General features: G+C 66.3%; 23 protein-coding genes and 1 pseudogene. 16 read left to right on the forward strand and 8 right to left on the reverse strand.

Annotated elements, in window-relative coordinates:
- Positions 1-330, forward strand: a pseudogene (locus tag HNP02_RS27335) (HNH endonuclease); the annotation flags it as partial.
- Positions 331-364: 34 nt separating this feature from the next.
- Here HNP02_RS27335 and HNP02_RS27340 read toward each other — a convergent pair.
- Positions 365-1,231 (reverse strand): PhzF family phenazine biosynthesis protein, encoded by an 867-nt coding sequence (locus HNP02_RS27340; RefSeq protein WP_184443776.1) that lies wholly within the window; start codon positions 1,229-1,231, stop codon positions 365-367.
- An 18-nt stretch (positions 1,232-1,249) separates the two neighbouring features.
- Entirely contained in the window at positions 1,250-1,621 is a 372-nt protein-coding gene (locus HNP02_RS27345) for a hypothetical protein (RefSeq protein WP_184443777.1), read from the reverse strand.
- A 24-nt stretch (positions 1,622-1,645) separates the two neighbouring features.
- Here HNP02_RS27345 and hisN point away from each other — a divergent pair, with 24 nt between their 5' ends.
- The 4 genes from hisN (at position 1,646) to HNP02_RS27365 (ending at position 6,207) form a co-directional block, all read left to right on the forward strand.
- Complete coding sequence (gene hisN, locus HNP02_RS27350; protein ID WP_184443778.1) at positions 1,646-2,431, forward strand: histidinol-phosphatase; 786 nt, start codon at positions 1,646-1,648, stop codon at positions 2,429-2,431.
- Between the two features lie 80 nt (positions 2,432-2,511).
- Positions 2,512-3,909: an acyl-CoA dehydrogenase family protein gene (locus HNP02_RS27355; RefSeq protein WP_184443779.1), complete on the forward strand. Its 1,398-nt coding sequence runs from the start codon at positions 2,512-2,514 to the stop codon at positions 3,907-3,909.
- Between the two features lie 33 nt (positions 3,910-3,942).
- Positions 3,943-5,151: an acyl-CoA dehydrogenase family protein gene (locus tag HNP02_RS27360; RefSeq protein ID WP_184443780.1), complete on the forward strand. Its 1,209-nt coding sequence runs from the start codon at positions 3,943-3,945 to the stop codon at positions 5,149-5,151.
- Between the two features lie 57 nt (positions 5,152-5,208).
- Complete coding sequence (locus HNP02_RS27365; protein WP_184443781.1) at positions 5,209-6,207, forward strand: MDR family oxidoreductase; 999 nt, start codon at positions 5,209-5,211, stop codon at positions 6,205-6,207.
- Positions 6,208-6,210: 3 nt separating this feature from the next.
- Here the strand turns inward: HNP02_RS27365 and HNP02_RS27370 are convergent, their stop codons facing one another.
- From HNP02_RS27370 to HNP02_RS27390, 5 genes are all read right to left on the reverse strand, one after another.
- Positions 6,211-7,578: an MmgE/PrpD family protein gene (locus HNP02_RS27370; protein WP_184443782.1), complete on the reverse strand. Its 1,368-nt coding sequence runs from the start codon at positions 7,576-7,578 to the stop codon at positions 6,211-6,213.
- The gene (locus HNP02_RS27375) at positions 7,575-8,576 is read right to left on the reverse strand and encodes a tripartite tricarboxylate transporter substrate binding protein (RefSeq protein WP_184443783.1); all 1,002 of its coding nucleotides are present in this window, start codon (positions 8,574-8,576) and stop codon (positions 7,575-7,577) included. The genes HNP02_RS27370 and HNP02_RS27375 overlap by 4 nt, the downstream gene beginning before the upstream one ends.
- Positions 8,573-10,144, reverse strand: coding sequence for a tripartite tricarboxylate transporter permease (locus HNP02_RS27380; RefSeq protein ID WP_184443784.1), 1,572 nt, complete (start codon positions 10,142-10,144; stop codon positions 8,573-8,575). The genes HNP02_RS27375 and HNP02_RS27380 overlap by 4 nt, the downstream gene beginning before the upstream one ends.
- Positions 10,145-10,188: 44 nt before the next feature.
- The gene (locus HNP02_RS27385) at positions 10,189-10,671 is read right to left on the reverse strand and encodes a tripartite tricarboxylate transporter TctB family protein (RefSeq protein ID WP_184443785.1); all 483 of its coding nucleotides are present in this window, start codon (positions 10,669-10,671) and stop codon (positions 10,189-10,191) included.
- 147 nt (positions 10,672-10,818) lie between these two features.
- A complete protein-coding gene (locus tag HNP02_RS27390; RefSeq protein ID WP_184443786.1) occupies positions 10,819-11,598 on the reverse strand; it encodes an IclR family transcriptional regulator in 780 nt (259 codons plus the stop codon).
- A gap of 145 nt (positions 11,599-11,743) precedes the next feature.
- Here HNP02_RS27390 and HNP02_RS27395 point away from each other — a divergent pair, with 145 nt between their 5' ends.
- Genes HNP02_RS27395 through HNP02_RS27405 form a run of 3 tightly spaced genes read left to right on the forward strand, consistent with a single transcriptional unit; the run spans position 11,744 to position 13,261 of the window.
- Entirely contained in the window at positions 11,744-12,139 is a 396-nt protein-coding gene (locus HNP02_RS27395) for a VOC family protein (RefSeq protein ID WP_184443787.1), read from the forward strand.
- 17 nt (positions 12,140-12,156) lie between these two features.
- A complete protein-coding gene (locus HNP02_RS27400) occupies positions 12,157-12,768 on the forward strand; it encodes a chromate transporter (protein ID WP_184443788.1) in 612 nt (203 codons plus the stop codon).
- A complete protein-coding gene (locus HNP02_RS27405) occupies positions 12,758-13,261 on the forward strand; it encodes a chromate transporter (RefSeq protein WP_184443789.1) in 504 nt (167 codons plus the stop codon). The genes HNP02_RS27400 and HNP02_RS27405 overlap by 11 nt, the downstream gene beginning before the upstream one ends.
- A gap of 71 nt (positions 13,262-13,332) precedes the next feature.
- Here HNP02_RS27405 and HNP02_RS27410 read toward each other — a convergent pair whose 3' ends face one another.
- Positions 13,333-14,313: an esterase family protein gene (locus HNP02_RS27410; protein WP_304611020.1), complete on the reverse strand. Its 981-nt coding sequence runs from the start codon at positions 14,311-14,313 to the stop codon at positions 13,333-13,335.
- A gap of 253 nt (positions 14,314-14,566) precedes the next feature.
- Between HNP02_RS27410 and HNP02_RS27415 the strand changes: the two genes are divergently transcribed.
- The 8 genes from HNP02_RS27415 to HNP02_RS27450 all read left to right on the forward strand — a co-directional run bounded on the left by HNP02_RS27415 (position 14,567) and on the right by HNP02_RS27450 (position 21,798).
- The gene (locus HNP02_RS27415) at positions 14,567-15,133 is read left to right on the forward strand and encodes a TetR/AcrR family transcriptional regulator (RefSeq protein WP_184443791.1); all 567 of its coding nucleotides are present in this window, start codon (positions 14,567-14,569) and stop codon (positions 15,131-15,133) included.
- 39 nt (positions 15,134-15,172) lie between these two features.
- Positions 15,173-16,345, forward strand: a complete 1,173-nt coding sequence (locus tag HNP02_RS27420; protein ID WP_184443792.1) for an acyl-CoA dehydrogenase family protein — start codon at positions 15,173-15,175, stop codon at positions 16,343-16,345.
- Between the two features lies 1 nt (position 16,346).
- Positions 16,347-16,658, forward strand: a complete 312-nt coding sequence (locus HNP02_RS27425; RefSeq protein WP_184443793.1) for a nitroreductase/quinone reductase family protein — start codon at positions 16,347-16,349, stop codon at positions 16,656-16,658.
- A 118-nt stretch (positions 16,659-16,776) separates the two neighbouring features.
- Positions 16,777-17,871 carry a homogentisate 1,2-dioxygenase gene (locus HNP02_RS27430; protein ID WP_184443794.1) on the forward strand — a complete coding sequence of 365 codons (1,095 nt, stop codon included), beginning with the start codon at positions 16,777-16,779 and terminating at the stop codon, positions 17,869-17,871.
- Positions 17,868-19,061, forward strand: coding sequence for an alpha/beta fold hydrolase (locus HNP02_RS27435; protein WP_184443795.1), 1,194 nt, complete (start codon positions 17,868-17,870; stop codon positions 19,059-19,061). The genes HNP02_RS27430 and HNP02_RS27435 overlap by 4 nt, the downstream gene beginning before the upstream one ends.
- Entirely contained in the window at positions 19,058-20,263 is a 1,206-nt protein-coding gene (locus HNP02_RS27440; protein ID WP_184443796.1) for a CaiB/BaiF CoA-transferase family protein, read from the forward strand. The genes HNP02_RS27435 and HNP02_RS27440 overlap by 4 nt, the downstream gene beginning before the upstream one ends.
- Positions 20,260-21,171, forward strand: a complete 912-nt coding sequence (locus HNP02_RS27445) for a hydroxymethylglutaryl-CoA lyase (protein WP_184443797.1) — start codon at positions 20,260-20,262, stop codon at positions 21,169-21,171. Before HNP02_RS27440 ends, HNP02_RS27445 begins: the two co-directional genes overlap by 4 nt.
- Positions 21,172-21,180: 9 nt before the next feature.
- Positions 21,181-21,798, forward strand: a complete 618-nt coding sequence (locus HNP02_RS27450) for a TetR/AcrR family transcriptional regulator (RefSeq protein ID WP_184443798.1) — start codon at positions 21,181-21,183, stop codon at positions 21,796-21,798.
- The last annotated feature ends 3 nt before the right edge of the window (positions 21,799-21,801 follow it).

A 21,801-nucleotide genomic window follows, 5' to 3' on the forward strand; every position in this document is an offset into this window, starting at 1 on the left:
CTACGGGATGGCACCGTCATCTGGACTTCACCGGCCGGCGAAAAGTACGTCACCCATCCTGGGAGTGCGTTGATCTTCCCCGGGCTGTGCGCCCCAACGGCACCGGTGACCGCCGAGGTGCAGACCGCTGAGTTCGTCGACAAGACCGCGAAGATGCCGAGACGGACCCGTACTCGTCGACAGTCGCAGGCTGCAACCATCGCCGCGGAACGACGGGCCAACCATCACTACCGCACCACACCCAGGCCACCGCCCTACATTCCCGACGAATACCTGTCCTACCTCGACACCTTCCCCGAGGACCGAGAGTCGATCCCACCACCGTTCTAGTCGCGCACCACGACGCCACCGACGTGCGGGTGATTCACGGCAGGGCCTCGATGACGCCGTGCCCGACGAAGGCGACGTCGCCGCCCACCTTCACCGTTTCGACATGGTTCGCGTTGCCTTCGGGTTGCACGCGCAAAGTGCTTGGGCGGCCGGTGTATTGGCCCTGATGCAGGGTGAACGTGTCGCCACCACGGACCAGCCCATGGCGTAGCCGGTAGGCGCCGATCGTGCCTGCGGCGCTACCCGTTGCGACGTCTTCGATGATGCCGTCGTTGTTCCAGTGCCGTACTTCAACGGCCGCTTCGTCGAGCAGGACGGCGAACTGAGCGCCAGCTCCCTGCACCAATTCCGTGATGTCATACGAGATTCGGGCCCGTGCCAGTGCGCCAGGTCGAACGGGGACGATTAGGTAGCGGAGGCCGGTGCTCACCACCTCCAGTGGCAGGTCGGGCGCGAGATCCTCGGCCGTGAGATTGAAGGCAGCGGCGACCCGCGCACCGTCGTCGACCAATCCCAGGAACTCCGGCGCGCCCTGATCGAGCACACCCGAATAGCCCTCAGCCGTGACGTCCGTGGCGATTTCGACTGTCTTGCCGGGCAACTGGAACTGCCAACTTTGGGCGCCGCCAAGTCCGGACCGCTCGTGCAGGACGGCCGCCGCTCCGATGATCGGGTGTCCGGCGAAGGGCAATTCGTCGAACAGATCGAAGATCCTGGCGCGGATGGTTCCCGGCTGATCCGTCGGCTCGAGAAAGATCGCTTCGAAGTGCCGCATCTCCTGCGTGATGCGCAGCATCTGCTCAGAACTCAGGCCCCGAGCGTCGGGAAACACCGGCAGGCTGTTGCCGCCGAATGGCAATTGACTGAAGACGTCGACATGGCTGTAGCCGATCTTCCCCATGACGCCGGTACCGGACGCCTAGCTGTACGGCGCGGGCGGCGGCGGGGGTGGCGGCTCGAGCGGTTCCGATGGTGCGAACCCCCAATTGTCGGGGTTCTTCGCGGAGTACACGACGGGCATCAACTGGCCCATCGTCGGCCATGCAGTCACGGGGACGACCATCCGTTGATAGACCACGTGCTCGTTCACGGTGGGTCCGTTGATGACGCCGCTGATGGTGACGAACTGTTCGCCGTCGGCGTCGGGGCGTGGGCTGACGCCGGTGACCAGCAGGGTGCCGTGCATCACCTCGTTGCCTGGGCGACCGCGTGGACCGCCCTTTCGGATCCGTGGCACCACGATCAATGCGATGGCTCCGAGCAACAGCAACAGCACAGCGAATTCCCACACATCGACCATGGTAGGACTGCAGCCATGAGCTCAATCGCCGACGACGTCACTCTCGCGCTGCAGCTGGCCGACCGCGCCGATGCGTTGACCCTCGACCGGTTCGGTGCACTGGACCTCAGGATCGAGACCAAACCCGATCTGACCCCGGTGACGGATGCCGACCGATCAGTCGAGGAACTGCTCCGCGGCGTGCTCGCCGAACACCGTCCGGACGACGCGGTCCTCGGCGAGGAGTACGGCGGCACCGCGATCTTCGAGGGCAGGCAGTGGGTCCTGGATCCGATCGACGGGACCAAGAACTTCGTCCGCGGGGTGCCGGTGTGGTCGACGCTGATCGCGCTGCTGCAGGACGGCGTGCCGGTGGTCGGCGTGGTGAGCGCGCCTGCGATGGCACGGCGGTGGTGGGCGGGCACCGGCCAGGGTGCCTTCACGTCGTTCCGCGGCGGCGCCCCGCGCGCCATCTCGGTGTCCGGTGTGGGCGACATCGAGTCGGCCAGCCTGTCGTTCTCCGACCTCACCACCGGCTGGGGCGATCGGCGGGCGAACTTCATCGACCTCACCGACGCCGTGTGGCGGGTGCGCGGTTACGGCGACTTCTGGTCGTACTGCCTGGTGGCCGAGGGTGCGGTGGACATCGCCGTCGAGCCGGAGGTGAAGCTGTGGGACCTGGCGCCGCTTGACGTGTTGGTGCGCGAAGCGGGTGGGTCGTTCACCACCCTCGACGGCACGTCGGGCCCACACACCGGCAGCGCGGTGGCGACCAACGGCCTGTTGCACGATCAGGTGCTGGCCAGGCTTTCTCCGGTGTGACCCGCCTAACAGGATCTCCCAACCTTACTCCGGAGTAAGATACGGCCATCGGCACTCCCCAACGACGCGAGGCTGCACACATGACCAACACCCTGCCGGCCAAGAACGGCACGAATCAGCGCCCCAAGCGCTCCGGATCCGAGAGCGCGGTTGGCCTGCAACGGCACAAGCGGTCGGCGACCGACATCGGGCTGGCGCTCATCACACCCCTGCTGGGTCAGGAGTTCCTGGACAGGCACGGGCTGCGCGACCCGCTAAACCGTGGACTGCGCTACGGCGTCAAGCAGGCATTCACCGCGCTCGGCGCGTCCACCCGTCAGTTCAAGCGAGTGCAGAGCCTTGGCAAGCCGCCGACGCGTCTGCGTCCGAGTGGCGCCGACTACTTCGATCTGAACCCCGACGAGGACCAGAAGCTGATCCTCGAGACGGTCAGTGAGTTCGCCGAGGAGATCCTGCGACCCGCCGCGTACGACGCCGACGATGCCGCCGCCCACCCGGCGGACCTGATCGCCAAGGCCGCCGAACTCGGCATCACCGCGATCAACATCCCCGAGGACTTCGACGGCATCGCCGCTCACCGCAGCACGGTGACCAACGCCTTGGTGGCCGAGGCGCTGGCCTACGGCGACATGGGCCTGGCCCTTCCGATCCTGGCCCCCGGCGGGGTCGCGTCGGCCCTCACCCACTGGGGCAGCTCCGGCCAGCAGGCCACCTACCTGTCCGAGTTCGCAGGCGAGAACGTCCCGCAGGCGTGCGTCGTGATTGCCGAACCTCACGCGCTCTTCGACCCGACCGCGCTGAAGACCACCGCGGTGCGCACACCGAGCGGCTACCGGCTCACCGGCGTCAAGTCGCTGGTGCCCGCCGCAGCCGACGCCGAACTGTTCGTCGTCGCCGCGCAGCTCAACGGGAAACCGGCATTGTTCATCGTCGAAGCCGAAACCGCCGGGCTGACGGTCACGCCCGACCCCAGCATGGGCATCCGCGCCGCGGCACTCGGCCGAATTCAGCTCGACAACGTCGCGGTGCCGCTGGAGAACCGCCTCGGCGAGGACGGCGCGGGTGACAGCGACTACTCGGAAGCGATCGCGCTGGCCCGATTGGGTTGGGCCGCACTGGCCGTCGGCACCTCGCACGCGGTGCTCGACTACGTCATCCCCTACGTCAAGGAGCGCGAGGCATTCGGCGAGCCGATCGCCCGCAGGCAGTCGGTGGCGTTCATGTGCGCCAACATCGCGATCGAACTGGACGGACTGCGGCTGATCACCTGGCGCGGCGCCGCCCGCGCCGAGCAGGGACTGTCGTTCGCGCGGGAAGCTGCTCTGGCCAAGCGGTTCGCCACCGACAAGGGCATGCAGATCGGACTGGACGGCGTGCAGTTGCTTGGCGGTCACGGCTTCACCAAGGAACACCCGGTCGAGCGCTGGTACCGCGATCTGCGGGCACTCGGCGTCGCCGAAGGTGTCGTCGTCCTCTAGCGGTCCTGCCGATCGAGAAACGGAAAACCTGACATGGCAATAAATCTGGAACTGCCCAAGAAACTGCAAGCCGTCATGGAGAAGGGTCATCAGGGTGCCGCCGAGATGCTGCGCCCGATCTCCCGCAAGTACGACCTGAAGGAACACGCCTACCCGGTCGAACTGGACACCCTGGCCAACCTCTTCGAGGGCATCTCCGAAGCCAACGTCTTCGCACTCGCCGGCGCCGAGGCGTTTCGCGACGCCGAGGCACAGAAGGGAAACATCAACGGCGGCAACATGTCCGCGGTGCTCAACGCGCTCGAGGTCAGCTGGGGTGACGTCGCGCTGGTGTTGTCGATCCCCTTCCAGGGCCTTGGCAACGCCGCGCTCTCCGGCGTCGCGACCGACGAGCAACTCGAGCGGCTCGGCAAGGTGTGGGCGGCGATGGCCATCACCGAACCCGGCTTCGGCTCCGACTCCGCCGCCGTGTCGACGACCGCCAAGCTCGACGGCGACGAGTACGTGATCAACGGCGAGAAGATCTTCGTGACCGCGGGTTCGCGGGCCAGCCACATCGTGGTGTGGGCAACGCTGGACAAGTCGCTTGGCCGCGCGGCGATCAAGTCGTTCATCGTGCCGCGCGAGCACCCCGGCGTGACGGTCGAACGACTCGAGCACAAGCTGGGCATCAAGGCATCCGACACCGCGGTGATCCGTTTCGACAACGCCCGCATCCCGAAGGAGAACCTGCTGGGCAACCCGGATGTCAACGTCGACAAGGGTTTTGGCGGCGTCATGGAGACGTTCGACAACACCCGCCCGATCGTCGCGGCGATGGCCGTCGGCATCGCGAGGGCCTCGTTGGAGGAGCTGCGCAAGATCCTCACCGACGCAGGCATCGAGATCTCCTACGACAAGCCGGCCCACGCTCAGAGCGCTCCCGCCGCGGAATTCCTGCGGATGGAGGCCGACTGGGAGGCGGGCTACCTGCTGACCGTCCGTTCGGCGTGGCAGGCAGACAACAAGATCCCCAACTCCAAGGAAGCCTCGATGGGCAAGGCCAAGTCGGCCCGAGTCGCCAGCGACATCACCCTCAAGGCCGTCGAATTGGCAGGCACCACCGGCTATTCCGAGGAGACCCTTCTGGAGAAGTGGGCACGCGACTCCAAGATTCTCGACATCTTCGAGGGCACCCAACAGATCCAGCAGCTCGTCGTCGCACGCAGGCTGCTTGGCCTGTCGTCGTCCGAGCTCAAGTAGCGGGACCTTCCGATACGGGCCATCGGCGGCTCGCGACGGTGAGATTAGGATTCCGGCATGGCTGAGATAACCGCCCTGGTCGCGCACCAAGACGCTGAGAAGGGCGTCTTGCTCCTACAGGAGATCGTCGACGACTCCACACTGCCCGAGGGCGACGTCACGATCGCGGTCGACTACTCGTCGGTCAACTTCAAGGACGGATTGGCGGTGACCGCGGGCGGCGGTGTCGCGCGCAGCTACCCGCTGATTCCCGGCATCGACGTCGCAGGCACGGTGTCGTCGAGCACCAACCCGGACTTCGCCGTCGGCGACCCGGTGGTGGCGCACGGCTACGACATCGGCACCGGCCGCGCAGGCGGCTACGCCGATACCGCCCGCTACCCCGCCGACATGGTGGTCAAGCTCGACAACCTGACCACGGCGCAGGCCGCGGCGATCGGGACCGCGGGCTTCACGGCGGCGATGAGCGTCGAAGCGATTCGCGCGCATGGCATCACACCCGACGACGGACCGATTCTGGTGACGGGTGCCAGCGGCGGAGTCGGCAGCGTCAGCGTCGACCTGCTTGCCGCGGCAGGGTTCCACGTCGTCGCATCGACGGGCAAGACCGCCGCCCACGAACTCCTCGAACAACTGGGCGCCGCAGAGATCATCGGCCGTCTCCCCGAGGAGGGTGAGAAGGTCCGCGTGCTCGGCAAGGCGAAATGGGCCGCCGTCGTGGACTGCGTCGGCGGTCAGACGCTGGCCTACGCCCTCAGCACGCTGAAGTACCGGGGCCTGGCTGCGGCGTCGGGATTGGCGGGCGCCGCGGACCTGCCGACCACCGTGCACCCGTTCATCCTGCGCGGGGCCACGCTCGCGGGCATCGACTCGGTCCTGGTGCCCATCGCCGAGCGCCGCGCCCTCTGGGCGCGGATCGGCACCGACCTGACTCCCCCGCACCTTGATCTGCTCACCCGCGAGATTCCCGTGTCCGAGGTGCCCGAGACGCTGCCCTCGATCGTCAAGGGCGGCGTCACCGGCCGCATCCGGGTGAAGGTGGCAGGCGGGTTCTGACCGTCAGTCCGGGTGGCTGAACGGCCGAAGCACGTCGGCCGCCAGCGTCGCCGTGTCCAGCTCCCAACATCTGGCGAGCAGCTCGTTGGCCGCATGAACACCGATGCGCGGCACGGCAATCGAGCGCAGCTTGGCGGCGAGGTCGTCATCCGAGAGCGGGTTGTCGGGGGTACCGCGGTTGGCCTCGACGACGTGGTCGACGGTCGTGCCGTCTCGCATGGTGATCCGCACCCGGGCACCGCGTTTGCCGACGGTGTCGTCGGGGATGACGGTGACAGCGTCGCGCAACCTGACCACCTCGGGGTCATCGACGGCCAACGCGCTGAAGCTGTCCAGGCCCAGGTAGCCCGTGTGCAGCGCAAATGCCACGCAATGCGCGGCGGAGAAGCGAGCCTCCGAACCTGGTTGAGGGTGCGTCCTGCCGGTCACCGATGCGGCGAACGGCAACATCCGAACCTCCACCGACTGGACGGCATCGCGCCTGAAGCCGGGGTCCTTGGTCAGCGCGACGGCGGCGTCGATCGCAGGATGCAGCAGCGACGCATTCGGATAGAGCTTGTGACCGTTGGACGACACCGCCCACTCGTCGCCAAGCGATGAGACCAGAATCGCCGGCTGCGGATCGCGGGAGATGACCGACAGCAGTCCCCGCTCCCCTTCGAGTGCGGTGTCGCGCGCCGTCATCCCCCGTTCGGCCATCAGAGCGGTCAACACACCGGCCATCGCCGCGCGGCCAGGCTGCAGTGCCTTGGCGTCGGTGCCGTAGATCTCGCGGATCCCCGACGCCTGCGCAGCCGCCATGCCAAGCGCATTGGCGGTCGCCGCCCCTGATAACCCGACGGCGCGCGCACCTGCCGCCGCCGACGCCAGGTGGCCCGCCGTGCCGGTCACCTGCCAGGCGCTCTCGAAGTGCGTGATGCCCGCCGCCCTTGCGACGCGAGCGCCCACCTCGAACCCGGCCAGATAGCTCGCCAGCGCCTGTGCGCCCGTCATGCGGCGCATCTCGGCGATCGCCATCACCGTCGGCCAGACGCACGCCCCCAGGTGCACCGTGGTCTCCGACGGGTTGTACACGTCGTCGAAGTCCAGCGCGTGGGCAGCGTATCCGTTCGCCAGCGCCGCGAAAGGGCCGCTGGTGCGTTGGCTGGATCCGACGATCGTGGCCACCGGCTCCGATGAGACCGAGGCGATCACGTCGCGCAACTTGGCCGACGCCGGCTCCGTCGAGCCCGCGAGCACCGCGGCCAACCAGTCCACCAGTGAGCGCTTCGCCCGATGCACCACGTCGGGGGGCGGACCCGGAACGGTCAGCGACGCGGCGAAGTCGGCCAACGACCTTGTCTTGGTGGGGTTTTCGTGTAGATCGGTCACGGGTTCTTGACCATTCCCGCGACGAGTGGCTTGGTGGCGTCGCTGAACTCCCTGATCTGCGTGGTCAGTTCGTCCCCCGTGACGAACTCCGGGACCAGGCCTTCGCTCTTCAGATACTGCTTCCAGCCGTCGGTTGCGGTGACCTTGGAGAAGAAGTCCTGATAGAACTTCAGGGCTTCGGGCGCCATCTTCGGTGGGCCTGCGATGCCCCGGAACTGGAGGTGATCGGGGAACTCGCCGAGGTCGACCTTCTGCTCGGCGATTGTCGGGACGTTCGGGAAGCCATCGATGCGCTTGTCGGCGAACACCCCGATGAGCTTGAGTTTGCCTGCCTCGATCTGATCGGCGAAGTCCGGAAGGGCTCCGATGTCGATCTGCGCGTCACCACGCAGCAGCGCGGTGATGCGCGGCGCACCGTCATCGAAGGAGAGGTACTTCCACTTGGTGCCCGAAGTCTTCTCGATCTCGAGGGCGACGAGGTTGTCCACCGAGTGGGGTGAGCCTCCGGTCTGCACCATCTCTCCTGGGTTGGCCTTGGCGGCTGCGAGGAACTCGGTCAGCGTGTTGAACGGCGCGTCGGCAGGCGCGGCGATCACCTGGATTTCGTCGGCCAACATGACGATCGGGGTCAGGTCGGCCATCGTTGCAGGCGCCGACGCCGTGGCCTGTCCGGCAATGATCCACTTCGAGGTGAACGCCGAAATGAAGTTGCTGTCACCGGGTTTGCCCTTGAGGAACGCCATGGCGCCAAGGCCGCCGCCCTCGGGTTTGGCCACCACGGGCCAGTTGTCCGTAAGGACCTTCTCGTCGCGGGCGATCTTGATGATCTCGCGGGCGAACAGATCACTCCCCCCGCCCGGTCCGGTGTCCACGATGAACTGCACGTTGTTCGGCGTGCCACCCGTGCCTGCGGCATTCGTCGAATTGCAGGCAGACAGGCCTGCGACGAGCGCGACCGTCGCAGCCGCCACTCCGAGGGACCTCATCGTCGTCTTCATGGCTGTGTGTTCACCTTTCGTGGTTGCGGTTCGGTTGGGAGGAGGGGTTCGGGATCGATGTCACTCTTGGTCGGCATCTGTCCGCCTGGCTTGCGCCTGGTGTAGATGGCCAGAACCACGACGATGGCCGCGAGGCCGAGGACGATCGCCGATATCGGCCGCTCGACGAAGATCAGCAGATCGTTGTCGGACAGAATCAACGACTGGCGAATCGCGTTCTCCGCCTGCGGCCCAAGGACGAACGCCATCAGCAGCGGTGTCGGTGGAATGGATAGTTTGCGGAAGCCGTATCCGAGGGCGCTGAAGAAGATCAGCATGTAGATGTCGAACATCGAACCGCGCACGCTGTATGCGCCCACGACCGACAGCACCAGGATGCACGGATAGAGCACCCAGTACGGAATCTTGAGCAGCCGCACCCATATCGGAATCATCGGGAGGTTGAGCACGATGAGCGCGAAGTTGCCAAGATAGAGGCTGGCGATCACTGGCCAGACTATTTCCGGGTTCGTCTCGAACAGCCGTGGGCCGGGCTGGATTCCGAACAGCAGCAGGGCGGCCAGCATGACCGACGTACTTGCACTGCCCGGCAATCCCAGCGAAAGTAGCGGCACCATCGCGCCGCCGACCTCGGAGTTGTTGGCGGCCTCGGGTGCGGCGACGCCCTCCATGGCGCCCTTGCCGAACTTCTCCGGCCGCCGCGACATGTTCTTCTGCAGCGTGTAGGCCACGAACGAAGCGATGGTCGAGCCGCCGCCCGGCACCGACCCGACCAGGAAGCCGGTGATCGATCCCTGCGCGATGGCGCCGCGGCACTCCTTGAGGTCCTGCATGGTGGGCAACAGGTTCCGGATGCCCTTCGGGATGGTCAGCAGCGACTTGCCCCGCACCTGCTCGACGTTGACCAGCACCTCGGCCACCGCGAACATCCCAAGCGTCAGGACGAGGAACTCGACCCCGTCGAACAGGTTGATGTTGCCGAAGGTGAATCGTTGTGTGCCGCTGAACAAGTCGACGCCCACGGTGGACAGCAACAGGCCGACGGTCATCGAGATGAAGCCCTTGATCGGCGACTTGCCGGTGACGGTGATGACCAGCAGCAGACCGAACACCATCAGGGCGGCGAACTCGGGTGGCCCGAATGCGACGGCGAACTTCGCGATGATCGGGGCGAGGAAGGTCAGCGCGATCACACCCAAGGTGCTTGCGATGAATCCGGAGATTGCCGACATGCCCATCGCTGGCCCGGCCCTGCCCTGCCGGGCTAGTTGATGACCGTCGTAACACAGCACCACCGAAGACGTTTCGGTCGGAATGTTGAGCAGGATCGCCGTCGTCGAACCCGCGAACTTGGCGCCGTGATAGAGGCCGGCCATCATGATCAGGCCGGTCGTCGGTGGCAGTTTCAGCGTGAGCGGCAAGAGCACGGCCAGCACGGCGGCGGGGTTGCCGAGTCCTGGCAGAATGCCGACGACGGTGCCGAGAGTGACGCCGATGAGTACCCACATGAGGTTCTGCGGGGTCAGCGCCGAACCAAGACCCTCGACGAGGTTCTCCAGTGCGTTCATGTCTTCCTTGGGCTCGGTCTCGAAATGACTTCGTGCAGTTGCGGTTACGCAGGGAGCAATGGACCGTTGGGCAGCGGAATGCTGAAGGCATGGGCGAACAGCATGTACGTTGCGACCGGGATGAGCAGGGCGGCGACGAAGCTGCGGAAGTCTCGGCGACGCTCGATGCCGTAGAGCACGACGAGTGCCAGCAGCACCATCGCTGGCACGTATCCGACGACCGCGACCAGCGGTGCGATCACGCCGAACGCGACCAGCACCGCGAACGCGCGGACGCGGCCGCCGCGGGTGGGTCCCGGCTCGTCGGTGCCTGCTTCATCGTCGGCGGCCGGCTCGTCGCGCTCCCGTAGCGCCATTCCGGCCAGCGTCAGACCGAGCGCGGTCAACAGGCCGGAGAGGATCTTCGGGAAGAAGCCGGGTCCCGGCACGTGACTGTCGCCGAACATCGCGAGCCCGTTGGCGTCCCAGAACGCCAGCGCGCCAACCACGGTGGTCACCAAGCCGGTCAAGAGGTCGAGCCGACGCATTCGCAGGCCCTCCGTTCAAGGCTGTGGGTTTCTTTCAGTCAGACATCATTTCTGTCAGACAGAATCGATGTGACGTATGTAACTCTCACCTCGGACGCAGCGTCAAGGGTTCTGCAGAAGGTTTCTTGACAGCAGACACTCAGGCCGTCAGCACCTGAGTTTCGCGGCGCGCTCCAGCAGAATGGACGCGATTTCGGCGCGCTTCTCGCGGCTCAACCTGACCGTCGGGACGGCAACGGCGACGGCGGCCACCGAGCTCCCCGCCGCATCACGCAACGCGACGGCGACCGACCCGACGCCCTCCTCGCTCTCCTCGAAGTTCGTCGCATAGCCGTTGGCTCGCACCTCCTCGAGCGCCGTCATCAAGGCAGGCAGGGACGATAGCGAATGTTCGGTCTGAGGCGCCAGCGTGGCCGGATCGGCGTACATCGCCCGCAGGCGGTCATCGGAGAGCCCGGCCAGCAGCACCTTTCCGCCCGAAGTGCAGTGCGCGTGCAGCAGGCTGCCGGTGCGAGGGGCGACCCTCAGGGCACGGCTGCCCTCGGCGGCGTCGACGTAGCGCACCCGCGTCCCCTCCAGCGTCATCAGATGCACGGTCTCGTTGAATCGCTCGACGAGTTCGACCAGCAGTGGGCGTGCCTTGACCCGGACATCGCTGCGCTCGACGACCGCCAACCCGATCTCCAGGAGCGTCGGGCCGGGCCGATAAGTCCTCGACTGTGGATCCTGCTGGACGAAACCGTGGTGGATCAGCATGGCCAACAGTCGGTGGGCGGTCGAGTGAGCGACACCCAGGTAGCTGCACGCATCGGTGAGCCGTAGCGAGTCCCGGTCGTTGAACAACCGGACGAGTCGCAAGGCGTTGTCGACCGACGTGATCGGGTAGGCCGGCTCCGCGCCGTCTTCGGAGACCGGATATGTCTGCATGAAAGAAATGTTGTCGGCAGAGTGGAAGTTTGTCCAGTACATCCGGCTGAGCACGGCAAATGACTCTTGACATGTTCCGTAGAGCGGACTTAGCTTCTGTTTTGCAGACAGACCGTCTGACTAGCAGAAGATTTCAGGAGGATTGATGCGCATCCGCCATCTGGGGATCGTGACGGACGATCTCGAACGGTCGGCCGAGTTCTACGAGAAGGTGTTCGGCTTCAAGCGCCTCGGTGACATCCGCACCCCCGGCCACTACCCGGGCAAGGCCATCGACCTGTCCGACGGCGAAGTCAACTACTCGCTGCTGTGCCCGGACGAGCGGGTGGAGACCTCGCACTGGACTCAGGGCACATTGGGCCCCAACCACATCGGCGTCGAGATCGAGGACACCGCACACGCCGCGGAGGCCCTCAAGGGCTATGGCATCGAGATCTACGGCGAGGACAAGGAACAGTGGCCGCCGCGGTTCTTCAAGTTCAAGGACCTCGACGGCGTCGAAGTGGACGTCGCTACTCCCGACCGCAGCTGGAAGTTCTGACGAGAGAAGCACATTCGGTGGCCGGAGCGAATTCCGATTCCCGGGAAGACCGCTCCGGCCACGAATGGCCCAACGTCCTACTCGGATTCTTGCGGATCGGCGCACTGGCGTTCGGCGGAGGCAGCGCCACCATCGTCGCGATGCGCGAGCTCGCCCTGCGCAGGAGATGGCTCACCGACGAGGAGTTCCTCGAGACCGTGGTGCTGAGCCGGGTCACGCCCGGCATCACCATCCTGGCGCAGACCATCTTGATCGGCCGCAAGGTCGACGGTGTGCGCGGCATCGTCGCCGCCGTCGTCGGCATGCTGTTGCCATCCGTCACCATCACCATCTTGCTGGCGCGGCTCTACGTCTCGGTGCGCGACCAAACGTGGTCGCAGCGGCCGTTGGAGATGATCGCCGCGCTCGCCGCGGGTTTCGCGGTCGCGTTGGCCCTGCTCCTCCTCAAGGACACGCTGTCCGTCGACTGGCACTGGCGCGGCCCTGCGGGGTTCCTCTGCTACGTCGCCCTTGGCGCGGTGGCGCCCAATCCGCTCCTGCTGCTCGTCGCGGCCGTCGCGGCCGGTCTGCTGGCCCCGTGGTGCTTCGTACCTCGCGACGCCCAAGAAGAAGACTCAGATGCCCCTTAGCCATTTGTTCCTGATCATCCTGATCGCCAGCACGTTCAGCTTCGGCGGACTGGGCTCGCTGCCCGTGCTGCAGAGTCAACTGGCCGCCAACGGGGTGTCGCCGGACGCCGTCGTCCTGCCGGCGCTGGCCGTCGGCAACATCAGCCCCGGCCCGAACGGCCTGTACCTCGTCGCCGCGAGCTACTTCATGGGTGGCATCAAGGGCAGCCTGATCGCCTGCCTGGCGGTGGCGATTCCACCGTTCCTGGTGATCCCCGTCGAGCGCGCCAAGCGGCGCCTCATCCATCTGCCCCGGTTTCGCGCGATGCTGCGGTCGTTGGCGTTGGCCGTCGTGGCACTGCTCGTCGTCACCGACTGGTCACTCATCACGCACGCCGCGGCGAACGGTCCGCGCAGCATCACCGTCATGGTGGTGGGCGCCCTGGCGCTGCTGCTGCGCGTGCCGCCGCTGCTCGGCGTGTTGGCCGCCATCGGCGTCGGGATCAGATGGTGACCGTTGAAACGAACAACGCCGCTGCTCGGCGTGAACCGAGCAGCGGCGTTGAACTCAGACGTTGAGCGCTGTTAGCCGAGCACCCGCTGCAGGTCGGGCTTCATCTGCTGGAGCTGCTGGCCCCAGTAGGCCCAGGTGTGCGTACCGGCGTCCGGGAAGTTGAAGACCCCGTTCTTGCCACCAGCTGCGATGTACTCATCCTGGAACGTGCGGTTGGTGCGGATCGTCAGGCCCTCGAGGAACTTGGCAGGCACGTCGCCGCCACCCAGCTCGTTGGGCTGGCCGTTACCGCAGTACACCCAGAGGCGCGTGTTGTTGGCCACCAGTGCCGGAATCTGCACCATCGGGTCGTTGCGCTTCCAGCCACTGTTCGGATCTTCCGTGGCACCCCACATGTCGTTGGCCTTGAAACCACCGGCGTCACCCATCGACATGTTGATCAGGAAGGGCCACGAACCCTCGGACGGGTTCAGGAAGCCCGACAGCGAGGCTGCGTAGACGAACTGCTGCGGGTGGTAGACCGACAGGATCATCGATGCCGAACCGGCCATCGACAGACCAACCGCCGCGCTGCCGGTCGGCTTGACCTGCTTCTCCGAGTTGAGGTAGCCCGGCAGCTCCGAGGTCAGGAACGTCTCCCACTTGTAGGTGATGGGAGGGCCGGCGTTGTTGCGCGCAGGCGAGTACCAGTCAGCGTAGAAGCTGGACTGGCCGCCAACCGGCATGACGACCGACAGTCCGGAGTCGAGGTACCACTCGAACGCGGCCGTCTCGATGTCCCAGCCGTTGAAGTCGTCGCGGGCACGCAGACCGTCGAGCAGGTACACCGCAGGCGAGCCTGCGCCACCGCTCTGGAACTGGACCTTGATGTCCTTGCCCATGGACGGCGACGGCACCATCAGATACTCGACTGGCAGACCAGGACGCGAGAACGCCCCCGCAGTCGCGCCGCCTCCAACCAGCCCGATCATGCCGGGTAGCAGGAGCGCCGCCATGGTCGCACCAAAGAACCGGCGCGCCCATCGGCCACGAATTCTGTCAACGAACATCAATGAAATCCATTCAGTTTGCGATTGCCGCGTTACTCGTTCCACACCCACGGTCAGATGACCGCCCAAGCGGCCCTCGGTCTCGCAACCGGAGCCGCGCCTGCCCAACCTTGGACAGACCAGAGAGTTTAGTTGTAGGTGGCAGTAAAACATGTGGCCAGTAAGTCGACCAACCCCAGGCAGAGGTTTGACGCCCTAACGGAATGGTGACGTGACCGTCAGCCGAGCCAGTGGCGACGACCGTAGGCTGCCGCTCATGGTGAGTACGCGCGACTCCGCTGGCAACAGATTGTCGGTGGATGACTGGATCCAGGCCGGTTACGCAATCCTTGCCGCCGAAGGCATGAAGGCACTGAAGATCGACCGGTTGTGCGCGCAGCTCGGCGTCACCAAGGGCAGCTTCTACTGGCACTTCGACGGCATTCCCAGCTATCGCACAGCACTCGTCCAGGCTTGGGGGGAATTGCGCGACGAGGACCGTCGACACATCGACGAGATGGGCGGCGTGCCGCCGCGTGAACGTCTGTCGACAATGATGGCCTCGTTGGTCAGCCCGCGACACTGGACCCTCGAGCGCGCGATGCGGGAATGGGCCCGCTCCGACGAGTCGGTGGCCGCCAGCGTGCGGGCGGCTGACCGCCTGCTGCTGCGGGCGGTGCGGCAGGCGTTCCTGGATTACGGATTCGTCGCCGAGGAAGCCGATCTGCGGGCCAGAGCCACCTTCGCGGCGGGAATCGGCTTCCTGCATCTGTCCGGCGCCGTACCTGGCGACCAGGACGCCGCTGACGCCGAACGGTTTCTGCAGCTGATGCTCGCGAGGTAACCCGAGTTCCATACTAAAAAGTATGGTAACTTCCGGCGCATGCCGACCCTCGATGCGACGTACGGAATCACCGACGCGTTCGTCGGCCGACTCGCCGACCGCGCGCGACACGCCGAAGACCTCCGACGCCTGCCCGATGCGACCGTTGCCGACCTCGCCGTGTCGGGTTTCACCGATCTACTGGTGCCCAAGCGCTACGGCGGCCTGCAGGCTGACTTTCCCGCGATCCTCGACCCGGTGCGACGAATGGCGGCAGGCTGCACCTCCAGTGCGTGGACCATCGGGTTCTACGCATTGCACAACTGGATGCTGGCGCTGTTCGGCGAACGCGCCCAGGAGGAGGCGTTCGCCACCCGGCCGTTCCTGGCGCCAGCACCGCTGGCCCCGACCGGCCGGGGTCTGCCCGTTACGGGCGGGATCAGGCTCAGTGGCCGCTGGTCGTGGGCGACCGGCGTGATGGACGGCAACTGGATCATCGTCGGATGTCTGTGCGAATCCCCTGACGAGCCAGCTGGCATCTACCCCGCGCTGGCGCTGCTGCCCATGACCGACATCACCATCGGGGACGTCTGGCACACCGACGGCATGCGCGCCACCGGATCCAATGACGTGGTCATCGCCGACGTGTTCGTCCCCGAGTACCGCCTGGTGCGAGTGACCGACATCTACGGCGGCACCGCGCCGGGTGCGGAGCTGCATGACTGTCCGACGTACCGCTGGCCGATGGTGCCCGCACTTGGGCTGCTGGCGGCCATGCCAGCGCTCGGCAGCGCCGAGCGCGTGACCGAGCTGTACGCAGATCGGCTGGCACAGCGGGTGCTGGCCTACGAGGGCGTCATTCAGAAGGACAAACCCATCGCCCAAGCCCACCTGGGCCAGGCCCGGGTGCGCCTGCGCGCCTTGCGGGGTCTGCTCGCCGACACCGTTGGCGAGATCGAGACCATCCTCGCCACCGGTGATCCGGTGCCCCGCCCGGTACGCGGCGACGCCCGCCTAGCCGCGGCACACATCGTGCACGAGTCGCGAGCGGTCATCGCCGCGCTAACGGAGGCATCCGGCGCGAGCGCGCACTTCCTGGATAGCCCGCTGCAACGTTTCAAGCGCGACGTCGACGTCATCTCGGGCCACGTCGTGTTCGACTACGACACCAGCCGGGAACTGGCGGGGGCGTTGACGCTGGGCATGAAGATCCCGCGCACGGCGATGGTGTGAAATGAACTATGTGCTCGAGACGATCGGCCGCAAATCTGGAGAACCCCGTCGCACGCCGTTGGGCGGCAAGCTCGTCGACGGCCAGTTCTGGTTCGTCTCGGAGTTCGGCGAGCAGTCCCAGTACGTTCGCAACATCCAAGCGGATCCGCGTGTGCGGGTGCGGCTGCGCGGACGGTGGCGCACTGGCACGGCGCATCTGATGCCCGATGCCGATCCGCACGCGCGCCTTCGAGACCTGCCGCAGTTCAACAGCTTCGGCGTCCGGACGTTCGGCAACAACCTGCTGACCGTGCGCGTCGACCTGGACCGCTGAAGCCGCGGAAGAAGACACCCGCGAAGGCCTGGAACGGCTCTTGCAACGCGCCCGAAATAAAAGTAACGTCAGTTTTAGTTCTGTATGTCATTCCTGCCGCACACCATCGGAGACAGCCATGGAATCGTTCATCCATCTGCGCAAGGGCACGACGCCGAAGCGACTCCACGCCGACCTCGACGGGCTCAAGGACGACGAGCTGGGCCGCGGCGGGTTCACCGGGCGCACCGCGAACATGTACCGGCGCAACGACCCCACGGCCTACCGGGTCACCGGTCCCCTGCGCCCCATCGACGTGCTGTCCAGCGAGTTGAAGCCCAGTGACGCCACCGATGCGCACGGCGGCCCTCTGCTGATGTTCTCCAACGCCGACTGCCAGGTGCTGCTGTCACGGCGCACCGAGCCGATGCCGTTGTTCGTGCGGTACGTCGACGGCGACCTGCTGACGTTCGTGCACGAGGGCTCAGGCCTGCTGGAGACCGAGTTCGGGCCACTGCGCTACCGCGCGGGCGACTGGGTGTACATCCCGAAGGCGTGCACCTTCAGGCAAGTACCCGACGATCAGTCGACCTGGCTGATGATCCAGGCCACCGACGAGTTCCGAGTGCCGCCGCCCGGTTCACTGGGCAGGCACTTCCCGTTCGATCCGTCGCAGGCCGTCATCCCCGAACCGGCACCCATCGATGACGATGGCCGTGACGAATACGAGGTGCGCCTCGTCCACGAGGGTGGCCCGACAACGCTTCACTACCAACACAACCCGCTCGACGTCGAAGGCTGGCGCGGCGACAACTTCCCGTTCACGTTCAACATCGCCGACTACAACGTCGTCACCTCGGACAGCGTCCACCTGCCACCGACCGTGCACCTCTTCATGCAGGCCACCGGCGTGTACGTGATGAACTTCCTGCCCAAGCGCGCCGAGGCGGTGGCGGGCACCGAACGCACGCCCTGGTATCACCGCAACGTCGACTACGACGAGATCGCGTTCTTCCACGGCGGATCGCTGTACGGAATTCCGATGCCACCCGGGCTGGTATCCCATGCGCCGCAAGGAGTTCACCACGGGGCACCGGAGAAGGCGCGCGAGCGGGCCAGGCGCAAGTTCGACGACTACTCTCACGTGGACTGGTCGGTGATCGCCATCGACACCAGGCGCCGGCTCGTGCCGTCCGCCGAGGTTCTCGCCAACGATCTGGGGCAGCACTCGTGACCACGACCGCCTCCCAGCCCGTCAAGTTCGACTACGAGCGGATTCCTTATCTGGTTGCCTACCAGAACACTTCGGGTGTGCGCGACGTCTACGGCGGCATCGCCGAGCTGGTCGTGCTGGAGAGCTATCTGCTGAAGCCGAAGTCCAAACCCTCAAATACGGTGCTCGTATTCATGCACCCGATCGGGGGTGGCGCCTACCTGCCCATGATCAACGCGCTGGCACGGGCGGGGCACCACGTCATCTACTGCAACAGCCGCTTCCGCGGCACCGACTCGGCGCTGCTGATGGAGAAGGTCGTCGAGGACCTCGGCGAGTGCATCAAGGACGCCAAGAACCGGTTGGGGTACGAGAAGGTAGTGCTGGCCGGTTGGAGCGGCGGCGGCTCGCTGTCGGTGTTCTATCAACAGCAGGCGCAGCACCCCACGATCACGGCAAGCCCGTCGGGCGACGGACCCGACCTGACCAAGCTCGGGCTGATCCCCGCCGACGGCATCATGCTGCTGGCCGCCCACGTCAGCAGGCACGGCACCATGACCGAATGGCTGGACGCCTCCATCCTCGACGAGTCCGACCCGAGCAGGCGCGACCCGGAACTGGACCTCTACGACCCGGACAACCCCAATCAGCCGCCGTACAGCCAGGAATTCCTGGCGCGCTACCGGCAGGCCCAGGTCGACCGCAACAGGCGAATCACCAAGTGGGTCAAGGCCAAACTCGCCGAATTGGAGGCCGCAGGCCGCCTCAATGAAGAGTTCGCGTTCGTCGTGCACGGCACGATGGCCGACCCGCGCTGGCTGGACCCGACGGTGGATCCGAACGATCGCGCCCCAGGCAGCTGTTACCTGGGCGATCCTGAGGTGGTGAACAACAGCCCCGTTGGTCTGGCCCGGTTCTGCACGCTGCGCAGTTGGCTGTCGCAGTGGAGCTACGACGACGCCAACGGCGACGCCGTGGCCTGCGGGCCGGACATCGCGGTGCCCACGCTGGTGATCGGCAACCGGGCGGATGACGCGTGCACGCCGAGCCACACACAGCGGCTGTTCAGTGCGATCGGGCATCCTGACAAGGAGATGCACGAGATCCCCGGCGCCAACCACTACTACTCAGGGTCCGATCAGCGCGACAAGCTGCGCGAGGCCGTCGGGGTGTGCACCGATTGGTTGCACCGGCACGGGTTCTCACTGTGACCGTGACCGGCCCGTTGGACGGCATCAGGGTGATCGAGGTCGGCACGCTGATCTCGGGGCCGTTCGCAGGCAGACTGCTCGGTGACATGGGTGCCGAGGTCATCAAGATCGAGCCACCCGGCTCCCCCGACCCGCTGCGCACCTGGGGCCAGGCCGAACTCGACGGACACCACTTCTTCTGGACGGTGCACGCCAGGAACAAGAAGGCCGCGACACTCAACCTGCGCGAGGCGAAGGGCCGCGAGCTCTTCCTGGAGCTGGTCGAGCGCTCCGACATCATCGTGGAGAATTTCCGGCCCGGCACGCTGGAGAAGTGGGACCTCGGTTACGACGTTCTGCGCGAACGCAACCGGGGCATCGTCCTGGTCCGGGTATCCGGCTACGGCCAGACCGGGCCGGAGTCCCACAAGGCCGGGTATGCGTCGGTGGCGGAGGCCGCCAGCGGACTGCGGCACATGAATGGCTTTCCCGGCGGACCTCCCCCGCGACTGGCGCTGTCGCTGGGCGACAGCCTGGCAGGCATGTTCGCCGTGCAGGGAGCGCTCGCCGCGTTGTACCGGCGCACCGTCACCGGCGAGGGCCAGGTCGTCGACGCCGCACTCACCGAATCCTGTCTGGCCATCCAGGAATCGACCATCCCCGACTACGACGTCGGCGGGGTGGTACGCGGACCATCAGGCACCCGGCTGGAGGGCATCGCACCCTCGAACATATACCCAACCGCCGACGGCAGCTGGGTGGTGATCGCGGCCAATCAGGACACGGTGTTCCGCAGGCTGTGCGCCGCCATGGGCCAACCCGAGCTGGCAGGAGACGACCGGTTCGTCAATCACGTTGCCCGCGGCCGCAATCAGGATGAGATCGACAAGATCATCGCGGACTGGGCCGTTGAGCGGCAGCCGGACGACATCATCTCGACGCTCAGCGCGGCCGGTGTGATCAGCGGTCCGATCAACACCGTCGCCGAGGTGGTCGACGATCCGCAGCTACGATCCCGCGGCATGCTCGCCGACCACTGGGACGAGCGCATCGGGCGCAACGTGCTCGGCCCTGGCGTGGTACCGGTGCTGTCCGAGACGCCAGGCACCATTCGTAGCGCCGGCTCATTCGAACCAGGTCAGCACAACGACGAGGTGTACCGGCAGCTGCTCGGCAAGTCGGCCGCTGAGCTCGAGACACTGAGGACGGAGGGAGTGGTGTGAACCTCCCCGATCACGTCACGATGCGCGAGGTCTGCCTGCGCGACGGGCTGCAGATCGAGGCACCAATCTTGTTGTCCGCCAAGCTCGAACTGCTCGAGGCCGTGGTCGCGACCGGTGTCCGCGAGATCGAGGTCACTGCATTCGTGTCGCCGTCGAAGGTACCCGCGTTGGCCGATGCAGCGGCGCTGGCCGCCGAACTGCCTCGATTTCGTCAGTCGCATGGCATCGAGTTCTCCGCGCTAGTGGCCGGGCCCGGCGGAGCGGGTCGAGCCATCGCAGCCGGTATAACCTCGATCGAGTACGTGATCTCGGCCGCCGATGGGCACAGCCAGGCCAACGTCGGGCGGTCCACAGCCGACTCCACTCACCTGATCGCCGACATCGCCCGTATCGCGCACGAGAGCGACGGCACCATCGAGGTGATCATCGCGACGGCCTGGGACTGCCCGTTCGACGGGCCGACCGACCCACTGCGCGTGGTCGACATCGCGACCGCCGCAGTCGAGATCGGTGCCGACCGGGTGGCCATCGCCGACACCATCGGGACCACGACGCCACGGCGGGTGACGGCGCTGGTCGAACGTCTCCGACCGGTGATCGGTGAGCTACCGCTCGGCGCTCACTTCCACAACACCCGCGGCGCAGGACTGGCCAGCGCCTGGGCGGCCGTCGCGGCCGGGGTCACACGGCTGGACTCATCGGTCGGCGGACTGGGCGGCTGCCCGTTCGCGCCCGGCGCCAGCGGCAACATCGCCACCGAGGATCTGGTGTACATGTTGCGCGACAGCGGCATCGGGGTGGACGTCGACCTTCAGGCGGCGATCCACGCGGCGGACGTCGCGCGCAGAGTCGTCGGCCACGACCTGCCAAGCGCCCTGCTGCGCGCCGGCGACCGCATCCTGAGCTGACGCCCGACCATGCCAAGGGATACGTTCACCGCGAAGGGCAACCAGACCCGCGAGTCCATCGAACGCGCTGCGCGGAAGCTGTTCGCCGAGCGGGGTTTCCACGGCACCACGCTCGCCGACATCACCTCCGCCGCGGATAGGTCGACTGCCGTCTTCTACCGCTATTACACCGACAAGGAAGACTTGCTCGCGGTCCTGGCCGAGTCGTTCCTGCGCGACGTCGTCGCGCCCGCCGGGCTTCGGGTTCACCTCCCCGAGTCCCCCGAGGACACGGAGTTCTTCGTCGCGACGGTAACCGGGTACTGGAACATGTTCAAGCAGAACATCGGGATCATGGTCGCCGTAGACCAACTCGCCGCCGTCCAGCCGCGATTCGCCGCCCTGCAGAACGAGTTCCGCCGATTCGGTATCGACATCGTGCGGGCTTCGGTGCTGCGCGCTCAAGAGCAGGGTTACGCCGGGGACGTCGATCCCGAGCACACCGCCGTGGCCATCTCGCTGCTCTTCGAGCGGTTCACCACCGTCTACCATCGGCCGGACATCGCTGCTCTCGGGGTGTCCCCCACCGACGAGAGCGCGGTGCGGACGCTGTCGACGATTTGGAAGAAGACGCTGTACGGCTTTTAACCA

Origin of the sequence: Mycobacterium sp. AZCC_0083 (assembly GCF_014202335.1) — a bacterium.
Taxonomy (GTDB): Bacteria; Actinomycetota; Actinomycetes; order Mycobacteriales; family Mycobacteriaceae; genus Mycobacterium.

Excerpts from the sequence above, each read along its gene's own strand:
- HNP02_RS27365 (WP_184443781.1), top strand. The coding sequence starts at position 5,209 with ATGGCTGAGATAACCGCCCTGGTCGCGCACCAAGACGCTGAGAAGGGC.
- HNP02_RS27390 (WP_184443786.1), bottom strand. The coding sequence starts at position 11,598 with ATGCAGACATATCCGGTCTCCGAAGACGGCGCGGAGCCGGCCTACCCG.
- HNP02_RS27450 (WP_184443798.1), top strand. The coding sequence starts at position 21,181 with ATGCCAAGGGATACGTTCACCGCGAAGGGCAACCAGACCCGCGAGTCC.
- HNP02_RS27415 (WP_184443791.1), top strand. The coding sequence starts at position 14,567 with ATGGTGAGTACGCGCGACTCCGCTGGCAACAGATTGTCGGTGGATGAC.
- HNP02_RS27375 (WP_184443783.1), bottom strand. The coding sequence starts at position 8,576 with ATGAAGACGACGATGAGGTCCCTCGGAGTGGCGGCTGCGACGGTCGCG.
- HNP02_RS27425 (WP_184443793.1), top strand. The coding sequence starts at position 16,347 with ATGAACTATGTGCTCGAGACGATCGGCCGCAAATCTGGAGAACCCCGT.
- HNP02_RS27420 (WP_184443792.1), top strand. The coding sequence starts at position 15,173 with ATGCCGACCCTCGATGCGACGTACGGAATCACCGACGCGTTCGTCGGC.
- HNP02_RS27380 (WP_184443784.1), bottom strand. The coding sequence starts at position 10,144 with ATGAACGCACTGGAGAACCTCGTCGAGGGTCTTGGTTCGGCGCTGACC.
- hisN (WP_184443778.1), top strand. The coding sequence starts at position 1,646 with ATGAGCTCAATCGCCGACGACGTCACTCTCGCGCTGCAGCTGGCCGAC.
- HNP02_RS27395 (WP_184443787.1), top strand. The coding sequence starts at position 11,744 with ATGCGCATCCGCCATCTGGGGATCGTGACGGACGATCTCGAACGGTCG.
- HNP02_RS27355 (WP_184443779.1), top strand. The coding sequence starts at position 2,512 with ATGACCAACACCCTGCCGGCCAAGAACGGCACGAATCAGCGCCCCAAG.
- HNP02_RS27340 (WP_184443776.1), bottom strand. The coding sequence starts at position 1,231 with ATGGGGAAGATCGGCTACAGCCATGTCGACGTCTTCAGTCAATTGCCA.
- HNP02_RS27385 (WP_184443785.1), bottom strand. The coding sequence starts at position 10,671 with ATGCGTCGGCTCGACCTCTTGACCGGCTTGGTGACCACCGTGGTTGGC.
- HNP02_RS27430 (WP_184443794.1), top strand. The coding sequence starts at position 16,777 with ATGGAATCGTTCATCCATCTGCGCAAGGGCACGACGCCGAAGCGACTC.
- HNP02_RS27405 (WP_184443789.1), top strand. The coding sequence starts at position 12,758 with ATGCCCCTTAGCCATTTGTTCCTGATCATCCTGATCGCCAGCACGTTC.
- HNP02_RS27360 (WP_184443780.1), top strand. The coding sequence starts at position 3,943 with ATGGCAATAAATCTGGAACTGCCCAAGAAACTGCAAGCCGTCATGGAG.